This window comes from Acanthopleuribacter pedis (assembly GCF_017377855.1).
Classification (GTDB): Bacteria; Acidobacteriota; Holophagae; order Acanthopleuribacterales; family Acanthopleuribacteraceae; genus Acanthopleuribacter; species Acanthopleuribacter pedis.
Window position 1 is genome coordinate 300,341 of the sequence record NZ_JAFREP010000002.1, and the last position, 24,146, is coordinate 324,486.

Consider the following 24,146-nt stretch of genomic DNA (forward strand, 5'->3'; position numbering starts at 1 on the left):
GACGGTATAAACCCCTGCACTGAGTAGGTGACCTTTGGGCGGGTTGCGTTGCACGATTTTTCCTCCGGCTGTCTATGGTGCCGGTCCGGTGAAATCACGCTGCTCCTTATCGCTATTACAAAGAGGTACCTATGACATTTCCAGGTAGTGGTCCCGACACCTTGCTCAAAGGCCGTTTCTTCCGGCACGACAAGAACTTTTACGCGTTTAAAGTGCCCGACCTTTATCCCACCTTTAGTTATGACGCGGCGCGTGTCGGGCAGGCTCAGAAGTGGATGGAGCACGCGCGGCAAAGTGTCACCACCGCCGAGGTGTCGGTGCCCAACATTGACGGCGAAGAATTTTTGTTCGAGTACCTCGGCAAGCAAAGAATGCTCGAACGCTACCGCCTGGAAATTTTACTGGCCGAAAGTCCCGGCTACGTCTTGCAATACGCGGAAAGCCTGCGCACCGAGTTGCGCCAAAACGAAGAAGTGCTGCGCTCCTGGGTTCACAGCCACACCATGGAAAAATATTTTGACGGCCTGATTGTCTCCGGCGACTTTTATTACACCTACACCGGCCGTCATGCACCGCAACTGTTCCAGGGCAGTTACGAATGGTGGCAACTGGTTGAGTTGGTGCGTGCATCCGGTATTGAGATTCCGCCCGAATACAATTATCCGATTCCGCGTACCGGCATTCTCACCGGTGCCGAATTCTGGGCCGCCGCGCAAAACGTACTCAACAACCGCATTTTCATTCCCCAGGATGTTCTCAACGAAGAGGGCAGTGGCGGTGGTGCCGGCGGCGGTGGTGGTGCCGGTGGTGGATCCGGCGGATCCGGCGGATCTGGTGGCTCCGGCGGCGGTGGTTCCGCGGCGAGTGACAATGCGCCGGCGCCCGCGCCCGCCCCGGCAAGCGGTCCCAGCATTGGTCCCGACGGTTCGATTAGCGGCGATACCAATCCGCCCGCGGCCCCGGAGACAGAAGAAGAATCCAGTTGGTGGAGCGGCCTCGCCAATGCTGTTTCCAATATTTCACTTTCCGATGTGATCCATACCACCTTGGACATTGTCGGCTTGGTACCCGGTTTGGGTGAAGTTGCCGACGGCCTGAACGCGCTGATTTACCTCGCCGAGGGCAACTATACCGACGCGGCCCTGTCCGCCGCCGCGATGATTCCGTTTGCGGGTGCCGGTGCCACGGCTGCCAAATTCGCCAAAAAAACCGGCGTCGGCAAAGCGATGGTGAAAGCCGGCGAGGGTGTGGTTAACAAGGTTTCCAAGGCCGCGAGCAAAATTGACAACGGCTTGCCCAGCGGCAAGATCAAAGAAACCTGTACCGGCGGCTGCCCGATCAGCATGGTGACCGGTGAGGAACTGCTGCAATTCACCGAGTACCTGTTGCCGGGCCCCTTGCCCTATGTGTTCGAGCGTACCTACCGCAGCGGCCATACCGAGGATGTCGGTTTGGGTCGCGGCTGGACCTTCAGCGGCTGCGAAAGCCTGCACAGCGAAGGTGGCGAGCTTATTTACCGCACCGACGAGGCCCGTTCCGTGGCCTTCCCGACCCCGGCTGTCGGCGAAACCGTCGGCCAGGTGCTCGAGGGTTTGTTCCTGAGTCGTCCTGAGACGGATCGTTTTGAACTGGCCGACCGCGACGGTTTTACCCGTGTCTTTAGCGGGGAAGGCGGCCGTTGGCGCTTGGCGCAGTACCGCAACCGCACCGGCCAAAAGGTCGATTTTGAATACCGCAACGGCCGGCTGTTCCAGGTGGTCTCCCAGAGCGGCAACCGCCTGCGTTTTGAAACCAACGACCGCGGCCTGTTCAGCGGCGTGGATCTGTTGCTCAAAGGCGCCGAGGCAGCCGATCACCGCGTTTTGGCCTTTGAATACGACGCGGATCGCAACCTGATCGCCAACCGCGATGCGAGCGGCCACGGCGAAAAATACCAATACCGCAACCACGTGTTGATTCAGCGTACCCTGCGCACCGGATTCAATTATTACTTCGAATGGGACCGCTACGACACCGGCGCGCGCTGCCTGCACAACTGGGGCGACGGCGGCAATTACGACGTCCGTTTCAAGTGGTTCCCCGAGCAGCATCGCAGCGAAATCACCGACAGCCGCGGGTTCACCACCCTGTACCAGTACAACGAAATGGGTCACCTGCTGTCGGAAACCGACGGTGAGGGCAACGTCTCCCGTTTCGAGCGCAACAGCGCCGGCCATATGGTGAAGTTGCATGATCCGACCGGGGCTGTTCACGAGAGCAAGGTCAACGATTTGGGCCTGGTCACCAAACGGACCGCGCCCACCGGTGCCGTCAACCATACCGAGTACAACGAACACGGAAAACCCGTCCGCTACACCGATGAATTGGGTTATGTCTGGCGTCGCGAGTACGATGCGGGACAGCGCCTCATCGCCAATATTGATCCGCTCGGCAACACCACGCGGTATGCCTACAACAGCATGGGCCGTCCGGTGAAGATTACCCGGCCCGACGGCCGCGTCCACGAAATGGTGTGGAACGCCAACGGCGCCTTGGTTTCTGAAACCGGCGTTGACGGCATTGAAATTCGTTACCAATACGACGCGTACGATCACATGACCGCCGTGATCGAAGGCGACAAGGTGACCCGCTACGAATACGACAAGCTGGGGCGCGTCACGCGTATTATCCGCCCGGATGAGACCACGCTGCGGCTTGAGTGGCATGCCAACCACATGGTTAGCAAGTACATCGACGACCAGGGCAACACCACCCAGTACTTCTATGAAGACGGCTTGGACGAGGTCACCCGCCGCGTCAATCCCGACGGCAGCGAACTGCGCTACGAATGGGATACCGAACGCAACCTGACCGCCTTAATCAACGAAAACGGCGAACGCGCGCAATTTTTCTACGACGGCAACGAACGCCTGATCAAAGAAATCGGTTTCGACGGCCGCGAGCAAAACTACCGTTACGACGCCGCCGGCAAGCTGATCGAACACCGCGACGGCGCGCATCGCGTGATCCACTTCGAACGCAACGCGCTGGGCGCCTTGATCAAGAAAACCGCCCGCGATCTGCAATCCGGCCTGGCGCAAACCAGCGAATTTGCCTACGATGCCGCCGGCCGCATGACCCGCGCCGACAACCCCGCCCGCAACCTGCGGTTCTTCTACGGGCCGCTCGGTCAGTTGTTGGAAGAATGGCAGGACAACCAGGTGATCCAGCGGGCCTTTGACCAAAACGGCAACCGCACCGCGCTGTCTTTGCCCGGCGGAACGAACCTTTCCTTCAGCCACGATCCCATGGGTCGTTTGCTGGACATTCACCACGGCGAGCGTTTGCTGAGCCGCGGCGAATATGACGGGGCCGGCCGCGAGCGGGTGCGTCACCTCGGCAACGGTGTCCAGGTCCACCACGACTACGATCCCGCCGGCCGCCTGCAACAAATTCAGGCGGTGAACAACCGTCGTGAAACGCTGATTCAGCGCGACTTCCAATACGACCAACAGGGCTTGCTCGCCCAAATTGACGACCTGACCAAAGGCACCACCCGCTATCGCTACGATCAAAACGAACGTTTGCGTTCCGTGGACGGTTTTCTCAAGGAAACCTTTGCCTTTGACCCGGCCGGCAACATCCTCGATCCCGACGCCGGCGAAGCTCAAACCACCGTGGCCGGCGACCGCCTCGGCGTGTTCCGCGACCGCAAGTTCCAATACGACGACGCGGGCAACCTGACCCGCATCAACCAAGGCCCGACCGGCGCCGAGGAAACCAACCTGACCTACGGTCCCGATAACCAGCTCATTCGGGTAGAACGGGACGGGTTAACCACCGAATACCAATACGACGCCTTTAACCGTCGCGTCGCCAAAATCAAAGGCGGCAAACGCACCGCGTTTTTCTGGGACAACCACGCCCTTGCCGCCGAACACACCGAGGACGGCTGGAAAACCTTTGTCTACGATGTGGACGGCCTGACCCCGGTTGCCATGTTGCAAAACGACAAGGCCTACTACTACCACAACGACCACCTGGGTACCCCGCAAGAAATGACCGATGAACGCGGCAAAATCGTGTGGTCGGCGCGCTACCGTGCCTATGGCGAGGTGGCCGAATACCTCGCCGAAGAGGTGCATAACCCGCTGCGTTTTGCGGGTCAGTACCACGACGAAGAAAGCGGGTTGCACTACAACAACAACCGTTATTACGACCCCGTTGTCGGCCGTTTCATCCACCAGGACCCCATCGGGTTCGCGGGCGGCACCAACCTCTACCAATACGCGCCCAACCCGATTGGCTGGACCGATCCCTCCGGTTTGTCCTGTAAAAAAGGCAAACAAAACTCTTGGAACGAATTCCAAAAAGCCCACAAGGGCCAATTTAAGGATTCCTCCGAGGCATCCAAGGCCTACCAAGATCTGGTTTCCGGTCAGTCGCCCTGGCCCATCGGCTACACCCCTAAGACGGAGACACTTAAGCCGGGTACCAAGTTCGAAATGGCGGTTGGACCGGGGCAACCGGTTGATCGACCCGGCGGTTTCGGTACACCGGACTACATTAAGGATATGGATTTTGTGCGCGACGATCTCGCCGTAAAGCAAGCGTGGAAGCCGGATGTCGACCGCGTCGTAACCTACGAGGTCGTGAAAGATCTCCCGGCCAAAACAGGCCCGGTCGGTCCGCAAATCGACGAGGCGACCGGCCGTTATTTGCCGGGCGGCGGGAACCAGCTGGAAATGACCGTGGCGCCGAAAGACCGCATGAACTATTTGAAAGTTGTGAGTGTAAGGAAGCTAGGCACATGATCGAAGAACTTGACGTAGATGAAACGGCCGGCAAAGTGCGCTGGCGTTTTCAAGGAAAAAGGGTAGAGGCCGAAAGCGCCAATGCCTTGAATGGATCAGCCCTGTATTTTGAAACCGGCGGTTTTGTCGGGGTGATGAACGGGGTCAAACGCGATACCCACCACGTTGATTGTTTTGATCCCCGCGACGGGCGCCTGATGTTTCAGGTCAAGGCGCCCGAGGGTTTTTCAATCAGCTACTTAGCCAACCATCCCGATGCCGCGGCCGCCGTGGTATGCGGTGCCGATGAAAAGGTCGACGGATGGTATGATTGGCATTTCGCCATTGATCCCAAAAACGGCTCGCTGAAACGGATCTCACCCGCCTATTGACCAACAGGGCGGGGCGACCCTCGCCAACCACCGGCCGGATCACCCGGTTGAGACAAGGAACATCATCATGGAAACCCGCAACTACCTTCCTTTTCCCAATGCTTCCTACCGTTGCCGCGATAACCGCAAGCGACCTTTGCTGGTGGCCGTCGCCAAGGGCACCTTCAAGATTGAAGACGGCAAGGTGCTCAAACCGGTGCAGGAACAAAAGCCGGTTCTGCCCAAGGACACCTATTTTGGTGAACCCGGCGCCTCTTCGATCTTGCGCCCTTCCGATTTCGTTCCCGCCAAACCGCGCACCGACGTCTTTGTCAACGCGTTGGCCCACGCGCCCGGCGGCAAACCCCAGGCCCAATGGTTGGCCGAGGTGCAGGTGGGCATTCATACCGCCGCCTACAAAATCTTGGGCCGCCGCAACTGGGTTTATTCCGGTGCCGAGAGCCGATGGATGTTGGAAGACCCCAAACCTGTGCCCACCGTGCCGCTGCGTTACGAGCAGGCCTACGGGGGCCGCGGCGAGGTCGACGGGGAAGAGAAGGTGTTTGGCAAAAACCCGCTGGGCACCGGCTTTGTTGCGCCGGCGCATCCCAGTGACGGCGACAAGGTCAAAGCCCCGCAAATCGAAATGCCAGGTTACCCCGTCACCGAGCTTGGCGGGGATTACCTCCCGGCCGGCTTGTGTGCCACCTACGAGGATTGGGGTTTGCACAGCGACGACGCGCCTTACGCCGCCTGTAACCGCGCCCACCCCAGCTTGATGTTCCCGGGCAAAGTGCCGGCCGACGCCTGGGTCACCCTCACCAACCTAAGCCCCGAGGGGCGCCTATCGTTCGGATTACCCCCGTACCAGATGATCAACCTGGTGCGTTACGTGGACGGCGGCATGTTGCCCGGAGCGATGGTACTCGACACCATTGCCATCGACGTCCCCAACATGGAAGTCCAGCTCACCTGGCGCCTCCCGATTTCGCTAAATTCGGAAGTGCGCGTACTCGAGTTCCGCATGGAACAAAACGCCGAGAAAAACGCCTCGTAACTCTACCGCCGGCCCGGTCCCACCGGGCCGGGACCGCGTATTTTCAGGTAGGCACGAGACGAACCCCATCTTTTAATAGCGGCTTCACCCGGCTTAACTTTGCCGAGTCATAAAACGCCGCGCGGAATGCTTGCCCACGAATGATTGAAGATTCGTCTGATCCGAATAGGGTTAAAAGCCGGAATTCTTCAGGATGGGGAAATCCTGAGGGATTCGCGTGGGCCACCACCGAGGGCTCATTCATCTTTCCGTTGCTCGCAAACATCTACCAGACAAACAAGCCGGTTAGGAAGAAATAACGACTTCCGAGTGTAGCTACAGGACAGGAAAACCCATGTCGCCATCGAAATTATCCAAAATAGAAGCTGGTGACATCTGGGTGACTCCTCAGGAAAACCACAACATGCGTGGATCGTGAGATCACGCTCGGCACGAAGAAACACTGAAATCAAAAAATTATGCCAGCGGTGATCAACGCTTTTGGTGTCAAAATGCGCTTTGCAGGGTACAGCCCTCTCCAATACCCATGCAATCCAACAGCTTGTGCTGACCAAGTTCCTGGGCGGGGATACGTTTCATGAGCCAATGGTCGGGCCCATTACCCTGGCGTCAGGTGATCGGATTCTGCTTTGCTCGTGAGGCGCTTACGACTCGCTTAATGATGAGATCATTCGTGGTATTTTGAACGACGAGACTCTAAAAACCAGCGATGCCGCCAAGCAGATGGTTCGGCTAGTACGCGAAAGAGGCGAAGAAAATAATCCAACTGCAGCGAGTGAAAAGCTTGGCTAAGATTGGGTTCTAAAGATATTTTTATGTGTGTGCAAATATCTTTCGACGATCTTTCTGTGAATTTCGTAGCCTATTTTTTTTCTGTTTGTGTTTAATATTTGGAGCCGGCCAAAGGAAAGAACGATCTCCTAATGAAATCACCCCAAAAGCCCTTGTCCTTTTTCCCGGTCAGGCACGTTCTCGATTCGAGCCCAGCCCGCTGGAAGTCCTCGCTCTTTTTTCGGTTCCTCCTAACGCTAGCCTTGGACACACCGGCGGGTTTTGATCCAGATACCCCTGTACGTCACTTGGGCAACCTGGCCATGTGTCATCCTTCTATTTTTTCAAAACTTGAATATTCCTATCCCTGCTAGGAGTCTTTATGACCCGCGATCTCATTTTTGAACGTCGCTGTGCCTTTGTATGCACGCGCGTCCGTTTTCTGTTAGCCCTTTTGCTTTTTGTTTGCCCCCTTCAATCAACCCTGGCCTTTCAAGGTGAGACCCAAAATCTAAATCCCGCCGTCACCGGCACCGTCGACGGCGTGATTCCTCTATCCTCCGACGCGGATCACCTGGGCCTCAACATTGCCGCGCCCTATTCCAGCGTCAACGAGTTCACGGGAAAACTTCAGGTGAGCCTCGATCCGATTGGTGTTCCCGAGCTTAGCATTCGCCCGATTTACAAGGCTTACCAACAGAAGCACTGCAACGACGAAAGCGGGTTTCGGCTGTGTCCGATGAACGAACCCGACACCGGTTCCGTGCTCGGCGAGGGTTGGAACCTTCATTTCGGCTTCATCATCGCGCGCAACGCGATCTACGGAGCCCCTGGTTCGAGCGATTGGGAGCGGGTGCGATTTGTGGACACCGCCGGCAACGTCACCACCTTCGGCCGCGACGCGGTTTTCCAAGCGGACCCGCAAGACGGTGGCGCCTCGGATCACTGCACGGCAGGTGGCTGCGTGCCCAACCAAGCCGACGTCCATTTCATCGATGACCAACTCCGCCGGATCAGCCGCGGTCGGCGTTCGGATGGCACGAGCTTGCAGGGGTTTTCCCATTTCCCCTATGTGCTTTCGGACCCGAACGGCCAAAAAACAGAATACCGGGCAACACGTTTTGTCACCAATCCAGCCAATGCAAGCAGTGTGACCTTTTACCCCACACAGATCTGGTCGCCAAGCGGTCGGTTGCTGCGCATTGATTACGTTGGCGGAACCGATCCTGACGGTACGCTCCCCGACTTTCCCCGCATTGAGAGGGTCACGGACGAAAACGGCCGAAGTTTGGTGTTCCATTACCAGGGCGCTCTTCTTGAGCGCATCACGTTGGAAGCCGGACAAAATACCAAGCTGCTCAAACGATTCGCCTACCGCCAGGTGTTCGCGGGCGGTACTTCCCACACCACGCTTCACAAGGTGATCACGCCCGAGGGCTACGAAACGGTTTTCACCATGGAAGACGTCGGTGAGCCCAAGCCGCTGCTGACGGCCTTGACTCTGCCAACCGGTGGCACGGTTCACTACCAATACGACACCCAACGTTTTGAGTACCTCCAACCGGATGCGCGTGATTGCACGAACCGCCGCGTCGATGATTGCGTAACGCTAGAGCCCCGCTACCGGTTTTTCACCCGAGTCAGTGAGGTCAGCCACGGCGGCGGCCGTTACGCTTTCGATTACCGCCAGTGGTCGGTAGAGGAAGAACGGCAAAGCGCAACCGGTCAAGGCGCACTGGACGTGACCGTTACCCAAACGAACGGCGCCCATGCCTTCCAGCGCACCACCACCTACATCAACACCCCACTTTTTGAGACCAACTACCGCGTTTTCACGGATGGGTACCTGGTTGGCCGTCCGCGCGCCAAGCAAACCACCTACCGTGACACGACCCTCAACGAATCCTGGCGTTACACGCCGGAACTGAGCATCGCCGCGCATGCCGGGGGCGACAGCGTCTCGGTCAGCGCCGTTCGTCAATACGCACAGCAGATCGACGGGCAATGGATCGACACCCATTACGACTATTCCTGGTTCGAAGACGGCAACTGGCAACCCGGCGACTTCCGCGAGGCATTTCTCCAGCCGGTCAAGATCACCCGGCAGGCCCGTGGCAGCAACCTGTCTTTGATCCGTGAATTCGATTATGACCACCGCTTTGTTGCCAATTTCGGCTGGGATCACAACACCACCCTCCACCAATATGCCTTGGCGCTACTCACGCGCGACCAACAAACGCTGGTTGAGGTTGGCCGGGAAACCTTGCTTGATCGAACAACCTACCGCTACGAGGACGTTTATTTTCCATTCCCCACCAAGGTTGAGCATTGGCAGGACGCCACCACCTATCGCACCGAGCGCTACATTTACATCCAAAAAGGGAGCAATCGAGGGCGTTTGCTCACCGCCAAACGCCTCGGACAAAGCGGGCTGACGACTTACAACAGCTACCAATATGGCCAGGCTTCAAGCATTAGCTTGCCCGAGGGCGAGTCGATGTCGCGCACCGTCGATTATGACGGGACCGTCGCCAACGAAACCATCAACGGCGTCACCACCGTCTACGGTTACGACGCCGACCTTCGCTTGATCAGCGTTCAGGTACCCGCGACCGCGCCGTTGATTACCGAGTTCTCGCCGCCAGGGGTTACCCCGACCACGGTGGCGACCTTTTACGAATTGGGCCAAGGGCTCCGCCTGGCCGAGGATCAGCCTTTCCCGATTGCGACGCGAACCATCGCGGAACGGGTTCCGGTTGAGACGGTGACCCTGGATGATTGGGGCCGCGTTCATCTGGAAACGCGCCAGACTTCGCCAAGCCACATCTACACCCGAACCCATGGCTATTCACCACTCGGTACCAAAGAAACCCTGGAAGCGGAGAACGGCCGTTGGACCTACCACCTTGACGTGTATGGACGACCAACCCACGCCGAGCACCACGACATTCGCGACGGCCTGTTGTTGCTCAAGACCGATTTCCAATACGAAACAAAAGCAGACGGGGCCACGGTCGTTACCGAAACCACCGAGGCCCAAACCCGAGATTACAGCAGCCTGCCGATTGAACCCCAACTCCCAACGACGCGGGTTTCCACGGTGACCAGGACCAGTGAAACGGATCTTGCCACACGCCTGGTGCGTGCCGAAACCAACGGACAACCGGTGGTTTTCGACTATGCGCCGCACGCCAAGGGTGTGGAAATCACCACGCGGCCTTATGACGACCCATCCTTGGAACGTGTCACCGTCACCAATCTCTTGGGTGACCTGGTCGCTGAAAGCCATCCCGAAATCGAACATCCGATTCATTACGACTACGATGCGGACGGCCTGCTTGAGGAGCAATACCACGGCGGGATCAATGACAAAAAGATGCGGCGGGTATTTCGTTACGACGATGCCGGACGTTTGGTTGAGAAGTTGGGTTCCACGCTGGAAGCGCCCGGTGTTTTACAGCCGCTCTCTTCGTTCACCTATGACCCGCTGGGTCGGTTGATTGAGGCCACGCAATTCAACAACCACCAATACCCGGTGACCATCACCTACGACGCGTTCGACAGCGCCAACCGGGTACAGACATACCAGGTGTTCATCCCCCAAATCGAACACACCGATTTCAGCAGCGTGCCTTACCGCGACCTGGGTGGCTCACGGCGATATCGGGTTTCCCTGGATTACGAGGCGCTTGGCCGCGTGTCGGCAATCAAACACGCCAACGGTGGCTTCACCGGCTACAGCTATGAATTCGATGCCTCACCGTTCGAGGTGTTTTACGGTTTTGGACCGGCCCACCCGCAAGGACCGGACTTCGCCCAAGTCATCGACCTGGCGCGGTTTCATCCCTACAACGGCAACAACTTGAGCGCCGCCTATGATTTGGATCGTTGCCAATCAAAGGGCTGTAACGAAACCTTGCGCGCCATGGCGGCGCCCGAGTTGGACCAACGCCATGGATTTGACGGCCGGATCTTCACCACCACCGACGCCTACCTGGCCACCTTCGAGCAAAACACACGATCCTTCGCCCAATATCCCAACGTACCCTTCTTCGCGATCCAAGCGGTTGACAGTCTCGGTCGCCCCCGGCTCCACCGCCTGTTTGACATCCTCTCGACCGGCGAGGCTCTTTTTACCGAAGCCACCATCCAGTACAACGCCTTCGGGTTCGTGGACCATTTGATTCGGCGCGACAACCTGTTCAGCTCGCGCTTGTTTTTCTACGACTACACCGAGCTGGGTCAACTCGCGAAGCTCAGCATGGGTTCGGCGACCGTTGATTACCGCTACGATCCACGCGGGAACTTGATTTCCCGATCCGGGTTAAGCGTAAACGTCGGTGGCGATACCCTTCAACTGCCAAGCTTTTCAGCGAGTTACAGTGAGGGAAACCCATACCATCACGACGGCGACGGGATGGACTACGACGGGGTGGGGCGTCTAACACGGAATGTCGCCTCGGAACATCACTACGACGCCGCTGGTTTTTTTGAATTGGTGAAGCAGGCTGGAACCACGAGCCGGAGCGCCTCCAAGACCGACGATTGGGAGGAATACTTCCTCTATGACGCGTTCGGCCAACGGGTCGCCAAATGGGAAACCGCGTCCAACAAGGTGACCTATTCAGTGCGTGACCTAAACGGCGCCATCCTGACCGAGGAAGACTTCAGCACCGCCGCGACAAATCAAGGCCAACTAGAAACGCGGCGCCAGTACATCCTGTTTGACGGCAAAGCGGTGTACACCGAGGAAACGAGCTTCTCAGCTAAAGGCACGCAAACGAGCCGCAAGGAAACCTACCGCTTCCATGATCGCTTAGGAAACCCGGCAGTTACTTGGGACGCGCACCTTGAACAACCCGAATCTCAGTTCTACGAGCCCTACGGAACACCAACAGTCTCATCAGTAAAAACCAAAGGCGCCCACGGTTTCACCGGCCACGACGAGGACAACACCGGCCTGGTGTACATGAAGGCACGCTACTACGAGCCGAGGATGGGCTGTTTCCTGCAACCCGATGAAGCGCGCGATTTCAATCCATTCCTACCCAACAGCTACAACCTCTACAGCTACACGTACCAAAACCCGGCCAACGCCTACGATCCTGACGGGAACGCGGTGGAAACGGCTTGGGATGTGGCCAATATTGGCATCGGCGTCGCATCCTTTGTATACAACGTAAGCGAAGGCAACTGGTTGGACGCAACCATTGACGCGGGCGGGGTCATTATCGACGCGGCCGCGGCGGCAACGCCATTTGTGCCGGGTGGGGCTGGTGCGGCGATCAAAGCGGTTCGGGCCGGTGATAAAATAGCTGATGGGGCAAAAGTTGCCGACAATGTGAATGATGCGCGACAAGCCGCCTCTGCCGCGGACACAGCAAGTGACACAAGCAAAACGGTAAAGAAGTCCCCAAGAAACCCATATGGTTCAAAAGGCAAGCCAGACCATCAGAAGAAGATAAGAGAACTTGAACTAAAGGCAGAATCAGAAATCAAGCCTGGCGATCAAGTATTAACAGAAAGGCGATTGCAAGGTCACGATTTACGACGAATACCTGATGTTCAAATAGTTAACAAGGACGGCGTAACAAAGAAGGTTTTTGAAGCTGAACGCAAGCCAAACAGCAAAAGGAATAGAAAAAGAGAAGCGGATTATGATAGTTTAGGTTTGGAAAACGAAACACACGGCCTATAGACCTAAGAAGCGCGATAACTCGCGGTGGTTTTGGCTAAAACTCTGGGCTGCAAGGCAAGTGAAAATGCTGACTGAACCTAGTGGGTGAACTTCCGCTTTTCCCAAGCCGTTTCGCTACAGATTTTTAGCCAAACCCCCTCGCTCTCATCGCGCCTCTTAGGATAGAACCATCATCGATAAAGTTGTTAAAACAAAATCACTAAAGTTTCTAATGGAGATAGATATGCCTCAGTGCGATTTTTTTATGGAGGAAGCAGATTTTAAAGATATCGCTTCTTTTTTTCTCAGCCAGCGCTGTGAAATAGTTCCATCTATGCATTATTCAAAGCCAGAATTCAAGAAACTAACATGCATTCATGAGGTTATAGACTTCAGGCATTCCTGGGAGTGCACCCTTTTTTTTGTTATTCGGAGAGATTGGATAAAGATGCCACTCAATTTGATAAAAATAGAGAAAGAGAGTGAGATTGTTTACTTTATTTCACAACGTGATGGTGGGCCATCCATTCATATATTTTCGCCATTTGAATTCCAGAAATCTGGAGAGAATCTGTTACCTCATGGTTTTATAGGGCTGCATAAGGATTACTGGGATTACGAAAGAGAGATTCTTGTAGACATACCTGAGCAAATCAAGGCAGTGTACAAGTCGGCAATTAAAAACGCGAGGAAAAGCTCAAGGCTTATTCGCTCCAGAAATCGAAAGTATTATGTTTGCAAAAATGCGGATAAGCGTCTTGGTCAGAATTTACTATTGGGTGCCCCGTTTGATAAACACAAAGATATAAATACAGCCGACAGGACCTTATCGAGCTCTACCATCAACGATGGCAAATCGAAGAATCATTCAAGTCAAAAAGGCACGCCTGAAAATTTGAATAGATAAGCGGTTTCGACTCGGATGCCGCGCGCCAGGACTTTCATGCCAAAATTTTCGCCGAAGCCCTAACCTCGGCGCTCCTGCTTCAAGAGCAAGAGCATGTCGATGCCTACAACGACCGAACCTTAAACAATTACTAACTCTTTCTCACGCAGGCGCTTGCAAAAATGAAAAACACGATAGCACTTCTATTTTTACGAAACACACCGAGGCCCATCCTCATTAAGGGATTAAGCGAAATATTTCGGAAGTCCTTTACCGGCAGCGGCCCCGGCCGAACGGCGAAGAGGCGAGCATCAGGCGGATAAATCGTGAAGATCCGAAATTTCGCGCCTGGCTACAAATCAAACCGCTAGGCCATTTTCCTGTCGTTTTGGTTTTTAACTTAACGGCATTGCCCATATGGATCCAAGGGTAAGCCAGAACACCAGAACAAGGTTCGTGAACTGGAAGATAAGGCTACAGCTGAAGCTGTATTAGGAGAGCGTGTCCTAACCGAAAAGAAAATTCGTGGTCATGATTCACGAAGGCGACCGGATGTTCAAATCGTTGACAAACGCGGCAACACACGCAAGGTTTTCGAGGCAGAGAGAAAGCCAAATAGCAAACGAAATAAGAAAAGGGAAGCTGAATACAACAGCTTGAAAGTCGAGAACGAGACCCATGGTCTATAATTAGCAAACAAGACTCAAAAAGTCAAATTTCCCAAGATTGGCACAAGGACAGAGAGATGGCAGAGTGTGATTTTTTCATCGAAGAGGAAGATTTTAGAGGCATTGTTGAATTTTTTCTAAAAAAATCATGCTTCTTTGTTCCTGATTTAAATTATTTCGAGCCAAAGGTTGAGTCAATCAATAACCTTGAGGAAGTTATTTCCATTCGCAAAAAGAAGGCGTGTTCGCTTTTTTTATTGTAAACGAGAGCTGGCTGGAGATGCCACTTGAACTTTCTAACATCATCAAGGACGGAAAATCTATCTATTTCATTCGGCAAAGAAGTGGCGGCCCCTTTATTCACTTGTATGCCCCCTTAGAGTTCCAAGAAAAAAATTGCAATTACCTTCCCTCTGGCTTTCCTGGTCTGCATGGTAATTATTGGGATTACGAGAGAGAAACTCACGTTAAGACATCTAGCCAAATTAAAAAAGTGTATAAAGAAGCAATTCGATTCGCTAAGAAGGGCTCACAAAAAGTAACCACCAATCAAAGAACATATTATATCTGCCAAAATACGATCCATCGTCTTGGCTCAACTTTACTACTGGGCTCTCCATTTTAAGAAAATGAACAACCGAGACTCGAACCAAACAAACATGCTAACACGTAAATTGAGCGATTCTTTACGGCGCGCAAAAAACCCCAGGGTGTATTGGAAGAAAAATGGGATTACGAAGAAGCTTGTCTTGGCTTCCTTACTTAATCCATCCATTTACATAAACACAAAGCATCACCCGAAAACACAGGGGTGGAGGACCCAGCCAAGCAAGACGCGGGGCTTTTAGCCCCGCGTCTTGCTTCCTGTCGGAGAAAAATCGGATCGATTTTCTCTCGACAATGTCTTGATTCGGTTGACCGCCTTTAAAAGATGGGTTCATCTCATGCGTAATTTTAGGCTGACGGTGACCCTGTCGCCGTCGCCTTTGTTGCCGCGTATTTTTTTGGGGACCGGCAGCAGGGTTTGCCCCGATTTGTCGCGCCACACGCTGGTTTCCCAGCTTTTGCCGTCGACCGTCGCCGTTACCGGCGTGCGCCCCCAGCCGTGGGTCACCGGCGGCGAATGGCTGTCGGGTACCGGCGCGAAGGTCCAGCCGCCTTTGCCCGGATAACGGAAGAGTTCCGCTTCAAATGGCTGGTTGGACGGGTTCACTAACCCGCCTCGGGGACCGTGTCGGTCGGCGCCGTGGGTTCGGGGTTGTCCTCTTGGCGCCGGCGTAGGAAGTACACCACCCATAGCCAGGCCACGATGCTCACGCTGACATTGGCGATGGTGGTTGCTACAAAAATCCCGGTGACCCCGAAGAACTTGCTGCCGATCAGGATCGCCGGCGTGTAGACCACCACCATGCGCATCGTGGAAATGACGGTGGCGGGGAAGGGGCGGCCGAGCGCGTTAAAGGCCGCGTTGGCCACCATGATGATGCCGTGACAGCCGTAGGAAAGCGGCACCAGCGTGAGGTACACCACGACCCAGTGGATGATGGCCTCGTCCTCGGTAAAACGGCGAGCCGTCCAATCGGCGCCGAACCCGAGGGCCAACGCCAGCAGCACGGTGAAACCCAAGCAAAACAGGAAACTCCCGATCAGCGATTCTCGGATGCGGTCGAAGCGGCCGGCGCCAAAATTCTGGCCGACAAATGGGCCGATAATGGCGGACATCGCATAAAAAATCACCAGCGACATGGACTCGACGCGCGAGGCGACACCGTGCGCCGCAACCGCATCGTTGCCGTGGGTGGCCAGCAGGGCGACCGCCACGCTGATACAAAGCGGGATGATCATGTTGGTGGCCGAGGCCGGGAGGCCCACGTGCAGGATGGCGCGCCAGTTGGCCGCCACGTCGCCCAGGGAGGGCAGGCTGTGGCGCAACATGTGGTGTTTGGCGCTGAGCAGGTAAAACACCCAAATCAGGGAAACCCCGCGGGTGATCAGCGTGGCCAGGGCCGCGCCTTCAATGCCCAGCGCGGGGATTGGGCCGAGTCCGAAGATCAGCAGCGGGTCGAGGAACATGTTGGCGATGGCCACGCCCACCATGATGGTGGCGGGTGTTTTGACGTCGCCGGTGGCGCGCAGGGCCGCCATGCCGACCATCGGCACCATCACCGTGATAAAACCCAGATACCAAATGATCATGAACTCTTTAATGTAGGGCATGGTGGTATCGTCGGCGCCCAACATGCGAAACACGGGCTCGAGGGTGAACAGACCGAGGGCAGTGAAAAAAAGCGAAAGCAGCGTGGAGAGCAACAGGCTGTCGGTGGTGAGGTGGCGCACCTTGCGTTCGTTGCGTTCGCCGATGGCGCGTGCGATCACCGAGGAGGTGCCCGCGCCGATGCCGATGGTGAGCGAGATCAACAACATAATCGGTGGGAAGGTGAAGGAAAGGGCGGTGAGTTGGGCGTCGCCGAGTTGGCCGACGAAATAGGTATCGGCCAGGTTAAACGCCATCGTGGCTGAAAGCGCCAGGGCCATGGGCACGGTCATTTTGATCAGGTGGGTGCTAACCGGCCCCTCGGTTAACATCGAGTCGAAGCTACGGCTCATAGGGCTCCCTTGGCGATAAAAGGTGACGTTTGTGGACAGGTCCTAATCAATAAGTGTTTCGGTTGCGATGCGGCCGGTCCTAAGTTCTAAATGGAGGTATAACCATAACGTCCAAACAAGAACACGCGTTGAACCAAGGATCTTCCCATATTGGGAAAAAAGAAAAAAGCCGCTGCATCCGTCGCGAATCAGTTCCCCAGACGAACTTTGTACCCTTTCTCGCGAAAAAAGTTGCCGATTTTTTCGCGAAAATCACCGCGAATTTCCAGCGTGTCGTCCTGCAAGGTACCGCCGGTGCCCAGTTGCGCCTTCAGTTGTTTCAGCATTTTTTGGTGATCCCGTTCCAGGTGGTACACACAGGTGACCTGCTTGCCCTTGGCCCGTTTTTCCATACGCACCAACAAAGTGGCCCGTTCCGGTTCTTTTTTGGCCGACGCGGCTGCCGTGGTTGCCGCGTCCTTTGGGGTTGCCTCGGGCGACACACCCAAGCTTTGGCCGAGCGCGGCGAAGGGATTGTGTTTTAGTTCATCCATCCCCGAAAAATCCAGTTTCCCGTCGTCCTTTTTTTTCTTTTTCGCCATGGATCAACCCCGCTTTTCAAATGCTTGTCCTAGCCTAAGAGGCGGCTTTCCACCCGTCAAGCAGGGAATCACCGCGCGCTTTCTTGTCGCGGTCGCCTCGGGGCTAGGTTAGAATCCCGAAAAAACCAAACAGGGGAGGAGACCCGTGGTTGAAGCCAAGCTTGAGGTGCGCGCGATTCACAAAACCTTTGAATCCGCCGACAAACCGGTGCTGTGCGATTTGAACTTGTCCCTGAGCGGCGGTGATTCCTTGGCCGTGATCGGTCCGTCCGGTTCCGGCAAAAGTACCTTGCTCAACATCATCGGCACCCTCGACACGCCCGATCAAGGCGCCTTGGAACTCTCCGGTCGCGACCCGTTCAGCCTTGACGAACCCGATCTGGCGCGGTTCCGCAACAACGCGGTGGGTTTTGTTTTTCAGGACCACCACCTGTTGCCCCAGTACAGCGTTATGGAAAACGTGTTGCTGCCCGTGCTGGCCTTCGGCAACGTCAACGACACCTTCTTGGCGCGCGCCAAATCCCTGTTGGACCGCGTCGGTTTGGGGCACCGCCTCGACTACCGCCCCGAAAAACTGTCGGGAGGCGAACGCCAGCGCACCGCCTTGGCCCGTGCCCAGATCATGAACCCGCCGCTCCTGCTGGCCGACGAACCAACCGGTAACCTCGACGGCGAAACCGCACAACAGGCGGGCGACCTGCTGCTGGAACTGCACCGCGAGGCCAACAACATCCTGATCGTGGTCACCCACAGCGAAGCGCTGGCCGCGCGCATGCAGCAGTGCATGCGCCTCGTCGACGGCCGCCTCGAGCCGGTTGCGCCCGTGGGTTGACCCTCTTGAAAACCGGGTCGCTCCGGTCTATCATCATCGGTTCGAACGCGATACTGCATAGGATGGTTCTTGCATGGATTTGATTAAGCCGAAAACAATGCCGGGCGTCATGGAATTGCTGCCCCTGGAACAAATTGCCTTCCAGAACATGCTCGACACAATTCGTCGAACCTACGAACGTTTTGGGTTTCTGCCCGTCGAAACCCCCGTGATGGAATACACCAAGGTGCTGCTCACCAAAAGCGGCGGTGAAACCGAGCGCCAGGTTTACTTTGCGCAATCGACCGGCGCGTTGCAACAGGAGCGCCAACCCGAGCTGGCGATGCGTTTTGACCTGACCGTGCCGCTCGCGCGTTATGTCGCCGAACACGAACGCAAGTTGATTTTCCCCTTTCGCCGGTACCAGATTCAGCGCGTGTACCGCGGTGAAAGCGCCCAGCGCGGTCGTTTCCGCGAGTTTTACCAGTGCGACATCGATGTCATCGGCAAAGACAAACTCGACCTCTACTACGACGCCGAGATTCCCGCCGCCATTTACACCTTGTTCCGCGAACTGGATTTCGGCAAGTTCACCATCCACATGAACAACCGCAAACTCTTGGCCGGTTTTTTCGCGCACCTCGGGATTGAAGACGCCCAACAGCAAATGCTGGTGCTGCGCGAGGTCGACAAACTCGACAAACGCGGTCGCGGCAAAGTCGTCGAGACGCTGCTGGCCGAACCCTTCTCTCTGGCGCAAGATACCGTTGACCAACTGATGAATTTCGTTGGCAGCGGCGAGGGGCGCACCAACCGCGAGACCTTGGCCGCCTTGCGTGAACTGGGTATTGAGCAGGAACAATGGTTGGTGGGTTTAAATGAATTGACCCAGGTCATCACCCAATTGGAACAACTGGATGTGCCCGAGGATTACGTCAACATCAACCTTGCCATCGCGCGCGGTCTGGATTACTACACCGGTACCGTTTACGAAACCCTGCTCGACGACCACCCCAAGCTGGGCAGCGTGTGTTCCGGCGGCCGTTACGAGAATTTGGCCGGTTACTACACCAAATCCAAGCTGCCGGGTGTCGGTATCTCCATCGGCGCCACCCGCCTGTTTTTCCAGCTGATGGACGCGGGCTTGGTGAACCTCGGGCAAAACTCGGTCAAGGTGCTGGTGACCCAGATGGACCCCTCGCTCCAGGAAGACTACCTGCAGATCACCGCCGCCTTGCGTGCCGGCGGGATCAATACCCAACTGATGGTTGAGGGTGGCAAGTTCCAGAAACAGCTCAAGTTCGCGGATCGCTCCGGGATTCGTTTCACCCTGATCATGGGTGAAAAAGAAAAAGCCGAGGGTTACGTGACGGTCAAAGATTTGACGAAGGGCGAGCAACTCGAGATTCCCCGCGACCAACTGGTGGCACGCCTGCAAGCTTTGATCGACGGCTAACGGTTTGAATTAGCCCTTTTTTTAGCACATCGATGGCGTATGAGCACCGTACAGGACCAAACCAGGATCCTGTGTGGCGACTTCCCCGCTTGTCATCATGTTTGTGCATTCCTTTCATTTAGAAAGTGATGCCCCGTTGGCACCCTTAACAAGAGACGTCGGGTTTGGGAGACCAAACCCGACGTGGTGGCCAAAACCTTCTTTTCTTTCATCTAAATAACCAAGCCGGCCTTTATTTTGCCCCTTTCCCATGATGGCAAGAAAATGCACCTTCTTGATTGAGCCCGCGCGGAAAAATTCTTTTTTCGTTGTTTCTGTCTCTGGTTACGGGTTCGCCCCGGTAGGAAGCGGTGCATCCAGCCGTGTTGTTTTTTCGTGAACCAGACCTTGTTTTTAGATGGAGCGCTTATGTTATATCGATTCAGCCTGTTACCCTTATTTTTTATCACCTCCCTGTTGGGTGCAGGCGAACAAACTTATCAAACACTAGGCAGCGTGGGACAGCCAGGATGGCGGTATGTGGTTCCGGCCGGTGACAGCGGTGTTGCTTTGTCCCCCGACCGGATCGGCTTTTTGCAAAGTCCCGAACCGGAGCGCCTCAACCTCGCGGCCACCCAGCCTTGGTCCCTGGCCGGGTTGGACGCTTTTCAACGGGACGGCGACCAGGCCTGGGTGCAGTTTGGCAGTCAGTTCCTGTTGGTCACTTTTGACGACGAGACTGTCTCCGTGCCGCAAAGCCTTCGCCAACGCGGCGAGGTCCGTTGGTGGCACGGCAACCGATCCTATTTGGTGATTTGGGGCAACGGCGAATTTTTGGTTTACGAACCTGGCGGGCGCCGAGAAATGACCCTGCGCTATCGTTTTCCCTGGCGTTTTCCCATCGCGTCTTCCGCGCTTGCCGGTTCCGATGTCGTCATTCAAACCAGGGATCACTTACACGTCCAGATCGTCAACAGCCGACCCGACGCCGAAGCCGCCCAGTTGGAAGCCGCGCCCGGCGCACGCTGGGAACGCGATGGTTTTGGCGGATTTGAAGGGACGGTTGTCGCCGTCGACCAGGGCGCCCACGCGCTCTACCAGTGGCGCAAACAGCTTTTTACCTGGCAGCCACCGCAACAGGTGCCCCTGACCGGCGCGCGCGGCACCGTGCGCATTCGCTACCTGGACCAACACCGGCTCGCCTTAACCGACGCCGCCGATACCTTATGGCTGTTTGACCTGCCCGCCGAGGGGCCGCCCGTGTTGCGGTTGCGCCAGACACGACGTGTGTTCGAAGACTTGGCGCCGCTTGAGGATGGTACTTGGTTGATGGTGCAAAACGGACAGGTTGTGCGCACCACCGTGGCCGGCCCCAATCAGCTTGGGCACCTTGCGGTGCTTGCCGAGAGCGGTAAGGGTGGCGATCTGGTCTGTCGCGACAACACCGCTTTTTGGTTGCATGGCGGCGCGTTACAGGTGGTTGATATCGCCAACCCCGCGGCGCCGGTGGTGCTTGCATCGCTGCAACTCGGCACCGTTTCGCGGTTGCGCTTGGCCGACGATCTGTTGGTGGCCATGGGTGACGGATTGCACCTGGTCGACGTTTCGAACCCCGCGCAACCCCGACTCCAGTCCGTGTTAAGCGGACGTTTCGACACCTTCGACACCGCCGGGGAAACCCTGGTTGCGGCCGGGGTGAACCGTTTGGGGGAGGGGCAACTCGCCCTTTACGACCTGAGCCATGCCGGCGGGCCGCGCTTGATCGCGGGTCTCCCTTTGTCCTTTGCGCCGCGCGATCTCGTTTGGGACGGGCGCCGGCTGCATGTGTTGGGTGCCGATCAGGTCGCATTCGATCTCTGGGATGCCGACCGGCAACAATTTAACGACGTTGAAGCTGTTGTCACTCGTCATGGCGACAATGCCTGGCTCGTTGTTGAGGACACGGGTGTTCTGATTCGCCGCGAAAACGGCGGCGTTTATTCCCTTGCCGCCAACAGCGATGGGGTTTGGGTTCCCGTTTGGGATCGCGCCTATGCGACACCGGACGATCCATCCCCGTTGCGGCCCCGGCTTCGCGACAATCGCCTGTGGTTGGGGGGTCGCGATTTGCGCATTTTTGACCAACAGCCATTCGGTGAACCCCGTCTTGTCGGCGTGGTACCCAGCGACGGCGTTGCCGGTTTCGCTTTTAGCGGGTCCACCCTTTTGGTTTCCGAACGGGAAAGCGGCCTGCTGCGACTTTACCAACCCGAGCCCCGGCAAGCACCGCTTTATGTGCCTTGGGTCAGCAACCGTTACCCCTACACCACCAAACTAAAAATCATGAATCCCAACATCCGACCCGCGTTGGTGACCCTGCGACCCAAAAGCGACGATCCCAACCTTTCGCATTCCTTACAGCGTGAGGTTGCGGCCTTTTCCGTAAGTGAATGGGATGCCGACGAACTGTTTCCCGTTCAATATGGTTACGCCCTGGAAATCACCTCGGCCGGTCCACCGGTGACCGTGTATTACACGCGTCAGGTTAGGGATGAGACCTTGGTGTTGCCCGCGATGCGCGCGGATCAGGCCGGATCCGAACTGGTTTTCCCAAGCTTGGCGGCGCACCTGCGATCACGGGTGATGGTGGTGCTGCCCCTGGCGCCTGATCGCGAGCAGGTCACCGTTCGCGTCGATACTTATGCGGCCGACGGCGTCGTGGTGTACGATTCCTCCGAAATCACCCTCAAAGCCAATCGAGCCAACGCGGTTTTCCAGAATACTTCGGAAAGAACGCGTCGCTACCGGATCACCGCCGAACCCGGCGTGGCTTTGCTCGGCGAGGAAACCCACGTTCGCGCCAATTTCTCACACTACAGCCTACACGCTTGGTCCCCCGACCGTTCTCGCCAAGCTCGTCCCGCGTTTGAGCCGCGCGCACAATGGGACCATCCGCTGCCCGAACAGGAACGGCGGGCCGTCGCTGCATCCGGTTCAAGCCTGGCGCTCGCGGGCAGCGATACCCTGTTCCTGTTGACCACCGTGGCCGACGGGGTTGTGGTTGAAACCCGGCTCGAGGGTTTTGCCGATATTCGCGATCTGGCCATGAACGAAACCTGGTTGGTGGTCCTCGATCATGAGCAAGGGGTTTTGGTTTACCCACGCCGGGGTTTGCAAGACACCCATCGTCCCGCCCTGATGCCGATTGACGGTGCCGTCCAGGTCGCGCTCCTCGAGGGTGAAGCTTCCTCCCTGGTGGTCGGCGCGGGCGATCATTGGGGCCTGTACGACCTTGGCGAAGAGGGTGCGCCCCGTTTACAGAACCGCCGCGCCATGTTGCCGGGAACGCGTTTCGGCCTTGGCGACGGTCTTGCCGCCGTGATCACCGATGTACAAAGGGTGGATGTTTTTGATTTGCGTGATCCGGCAAGGCAGCTGCCGCTGAAGCGCTACGATTTTGAAAACCCGCTGACCGCGGCTGAGCCGAAGCTGGTGGTGTCGGGCGATTGGGTGCTTTTGCTCGAACCGGGGCGCGGCCTGTTTGCGCTGGAGCAGCGTGATGGCGAATCAGCCGTTTTGTGCCCCATCGACGCACCCCTCGCCGCGGCCGTTGCGGTTGGCGGCGGCCGTGTTTTTGTCGCCGACGGTGGCAACGGTCTCAAAACCTACGCGATTGGCGGCCCCAACCCGCTCACACCGCTCGCGTTGTCCCCCAATCTGCAGTCCGAATTCATCGCCGCCGCCGCCGATGTTTTGTGGCTCGTTGACGGGGACGGCAGGGTTCAGGTGCAGGGGCCTACGCAAGAAACCGTGCCTCAGGTTGTGTTCCCCTACGTTCCTTTAGGGCGCACCACGCCTGTATTGGATCTCCATCAAAACAGTGCCACGGCGACCCGCTACCGAATCTGGGAAAACGGAAATGCAACTGAAGGCATGCTGGTAAATCGATTTGGTTCCTTTACTCTGGGCGAGGAAGGGGCGGAGAGCCTTCCGTGGACCACCTTGGCGCTCGATGCCGATCATCCGCTCCACGCTTGGTTTCCTTTCGCCGATAAACCCGAATACCTCACCCCCGGGTTACGCGACAACCAATTTGGTTCCCAACTGCACCTCCCGCTTTCGGCCGCCGCCTCGGCCGTGACCATCGTCAATGTGGGTGCTGAATCGGTGCCGTCGCTCCAACTGCGGCTGCTGCGAGAGAACGGCCTCGGCAACGCGCGTTTTGTGCGCGCTGACGCCGGCGCATCGCAAACGGTCGATCTGGCCGAGCTTTTCGACGCGGCGGAACTGAGCGACGCGCGGGGCCTGCGTCTGTCCGGCCCCGGGGGTTCACGATTGGGGGCCGTCCTTCATCGTGTAGAAAACGGAAGCTTGCGGCAATTAATGGCGGCGGAAGTGCGTCGCTGATAAAAAGGCGATGGGCGTTGCCGCGCGTGCGGGCGGCAATTCCTGTTTTTTCGCGATTTTGCAAAAAGATTGAACGGATTTTCCCTGCTTCCGGGCGTTTAAGATTAGAGACCTCGTCCTTCAA

The 24,146-nt window shown here is 56.7% G+C and carries 12 protein-coding genes; 9 read left to right on the plus strand and 3 right to left on the minus strand.

Annotated features, from left to right (window positions below):
- The first annotated feature begins 131 nt into the window (after positions 1–131).
- From J3U88_RS02800 to J3U88_RS02825, 6 genes are all read left to right on the plus strand, one after another.
- Positions 132–4,793: an RHS repeat-associated core domain-containing protein gene (locus J3U88_RS02800; protein WP_207856610.1), complete on the plus strand. Its 4,662-nt coding sequence runs from the start codon at positions 132–134 to the stop codon at positions 4,791–4,793.
- Positions 4,790–5,164, plus strand: coding sequence for a hypothetical protein (locus J3U88_RS02805; protein WP_207856611.1), 375 nt, complete (start codon positions 4,790–4,792; stop codon positions 5,162–5,164). Before J3U88_RS02800 ends, J3U88_RS02805 begins: the two co-directional genes overlap by 4 nt.
- 67 nt (positions 5,165–5,231) lie before the next feature.
- Positions 5,232–6,200, plus strand: a complete 969-nt coding sequence (locus J3U88_RS02810; RefSeq protein ID WP_207856612.1) for a DUF2169 family type VI secretion system accessory protein — start codon at positions 5,232–5,234, stop codon at positions 6,198–6,200.
- Between the two features lie 1,153 nt (positions 6,201–7,353).
- Positions 7,354–12,669, plus strand: coding sequence for an RHS repeat domain-containing protein (locus J3U88_RS02815; RefSeq protein ID WP_207856613.1), 5,316 nt, complete (start codon positions 7,354–7,356; stop codon positions 12,667–12,669).
- 223 nt (positions 12,670–12,892) lie between these two features.
- Positions 12,893–13,555, plus strand: a complete 663-nt coding sequence (locus J3U88_RS34140) for a hypothetical protein (RefSeq protein ID WP_243435759.1) — start codon at positions 12,893–12,895, stop codon at positions 13,553–13,555.
- A gap of 888 nt (positions 13,556–14,443) precedes the next feature.
- A complete protein-coding gene (locus J3U88_RS02825) occupies positions 14,444–14,827 on the plus strand; it encodes a hypothetical protein (protein WP_207856614.1) in 384 nt (127 codons plus the stop codon).
- 312 nt (positions 14,828–15,139) lie between these two features.
- On the opposite strand, the gene J3U88_RS02830 is transcribed toward J3U88_RS02825, so the two are convergent.
- The 3 genes from J3U88_RS02830 to J3U88_RS02840 form a co-directional block, all read right to left on the minus strand.
- Entirely contained in the window at positions 15,140–15,415 is a 276-nt protein-coding gene (locus J3U88_RS02830) for a DUF1905 domain-containing protein (protein WP_207856615.1), read from the minus strand.
- A complete protein-coding gene (locus J3U88_RS02835; protein ID WP_207856616.1) occupies positions 15,415–16,809 on the minus strand; it encodes an MATE family efflux transporter in 1,395 nt (464 codons plus the stop codon). The genes J3U88_RS02830 and J3U88_RS02835 overlap by 1 nt, the downstream gene beginning before the upstream one ends.
- 188 nt (positions 16,810–16,997) lie before the next feature.
- Positions 16,998–17,390 carry a translation initiation factor gene (locus J3U88_RS02840; protein WP_207856617.1) on the minus strand — a complete coding sequence of 131 codons (393 nt, stop codon included), beginning with the start codon at positions 17,388–17,390 and terminating at the stop codon, positions 16,998–17,000.
- Between the two features lie 145 nt (positions 17,391–17,535).
- Between J3U88_RS02840 and J3U88_RS02845 the strand changes: the two genes are divergently transcribed.
- The 3 genes from J3U88_RS02845 to J3U88_RS02855 all read left to right on the plus strand — a co-directional run bounded on the left by J3U88_RS02845 (position 17,536) and on the right by J3U88_RS02855 (position 24,022).
- Positions 17,536–18,222 carry an ATP-binding cassette domain-containing protein gene (locus J3U88_RS02845; RefSeq protein WP_207856618.1) on the plus strand — a complete coding sequence of 229 codons (687 nt, stop codon included), beginning with the start codon at positions 17,536–17,538 and terminating at the stop codon, positions 18,220–18,222.
- Between the two features lie 73 nt (positions 18,223–18,295).
- Positions 18,296–19,657: a histidine--tRNA ligase gene (gene hisS, locus J3U88_RS02850; RefSeq protein ID WP_207856619.1), complete on the plus strand. Its 1,362-nt coding sequence runs from the start codon at positions 18,296–18,298 to the stop codon at positions 19,655–19,657.
- Positions 19,658–20,065: 408 nt separating this feature from the next.
- Entirely contained in the window at positions 20,066–24,022 is a 3,957-nt protein-coding gene (locus tag J3U88_RS02855; protein ID WP_207856620.1) for an LVIVD repeat-containing protein, read from the plus strand.
- The last annotated feature ends 124 nt before the right edge of the window (positions 24,023–24,146 follow it).

What these genes read in the sequence shown, in the direction of transcription:
- J3U88_RS34140 (WP_243435759.1), top strand. Translation starts at nt 12,893, where the DNA reads ATGCCTCAGTGCGATTTTTTTATGGAGGAAGCAGATTTTAAAGATATC.
- J3U88_RS02800 (WP_207856610.1), top strand. Translation starts at nt 132, where the DNA reads ATGACATTTCCAGGTAGTGGTCCCGACACCTTGCTCAAAGGCCGTTTC.
- J3U88_RS02840 (WP_207856617.1), bottom strand. Translation starts at nt 17,390, where the DNA reads ATGGCGAAAAAGAAAAAAAAGGACGACGGGAAACTGGATTTTTCGGGG.
- J3U88_RS02835 (WP_207856616.1), bottom strand. Translation starts at nt 16,809, where the DNA reads ATGAGCCGTAGCTTCGACTCGATGTTAACCGAGGGGCCGGTTAGCACC.
- J3U88_RS02815 (WP_207856613.1), top strand. Translation starts at nt 7,354, where the DNA reads ATGACCCGCGATCTCATTTTTGAACGTCGCTGTGCCTTTGTATGCACG.
- J3U88_RS02810 (WP_207856612.1), top strand. Translation starts at nt 5,232, where the DNA reads ATGGAAACCCGCAACTACCTTCCTTTTCCCAATGCTTCCTACCGTTGC.
- J3U88_RS02855 (WP_207856620.1), top strand. Translation starts at nt 20,066, where the DNA reads ATGTTATATCGATTCAGCCTGTTACCCTTATTTTTTATCACCTCCCTG.
- hisS (WP_207856619.1), top strand. Translation starts at nt 18,296, where the DNA reads ATGGATTTGATTAAGCCGAAAACAATGCCGGGCGTCATGGAATTGCTG.
- J3U88_RS02805 (WP_207856611.1), top strand. Translation starts at nt 4,790, where the DNA reads ATGATCGAAGAACTTGACGTAGATGAAACGGCCGGCAAAGTGCGCTGG.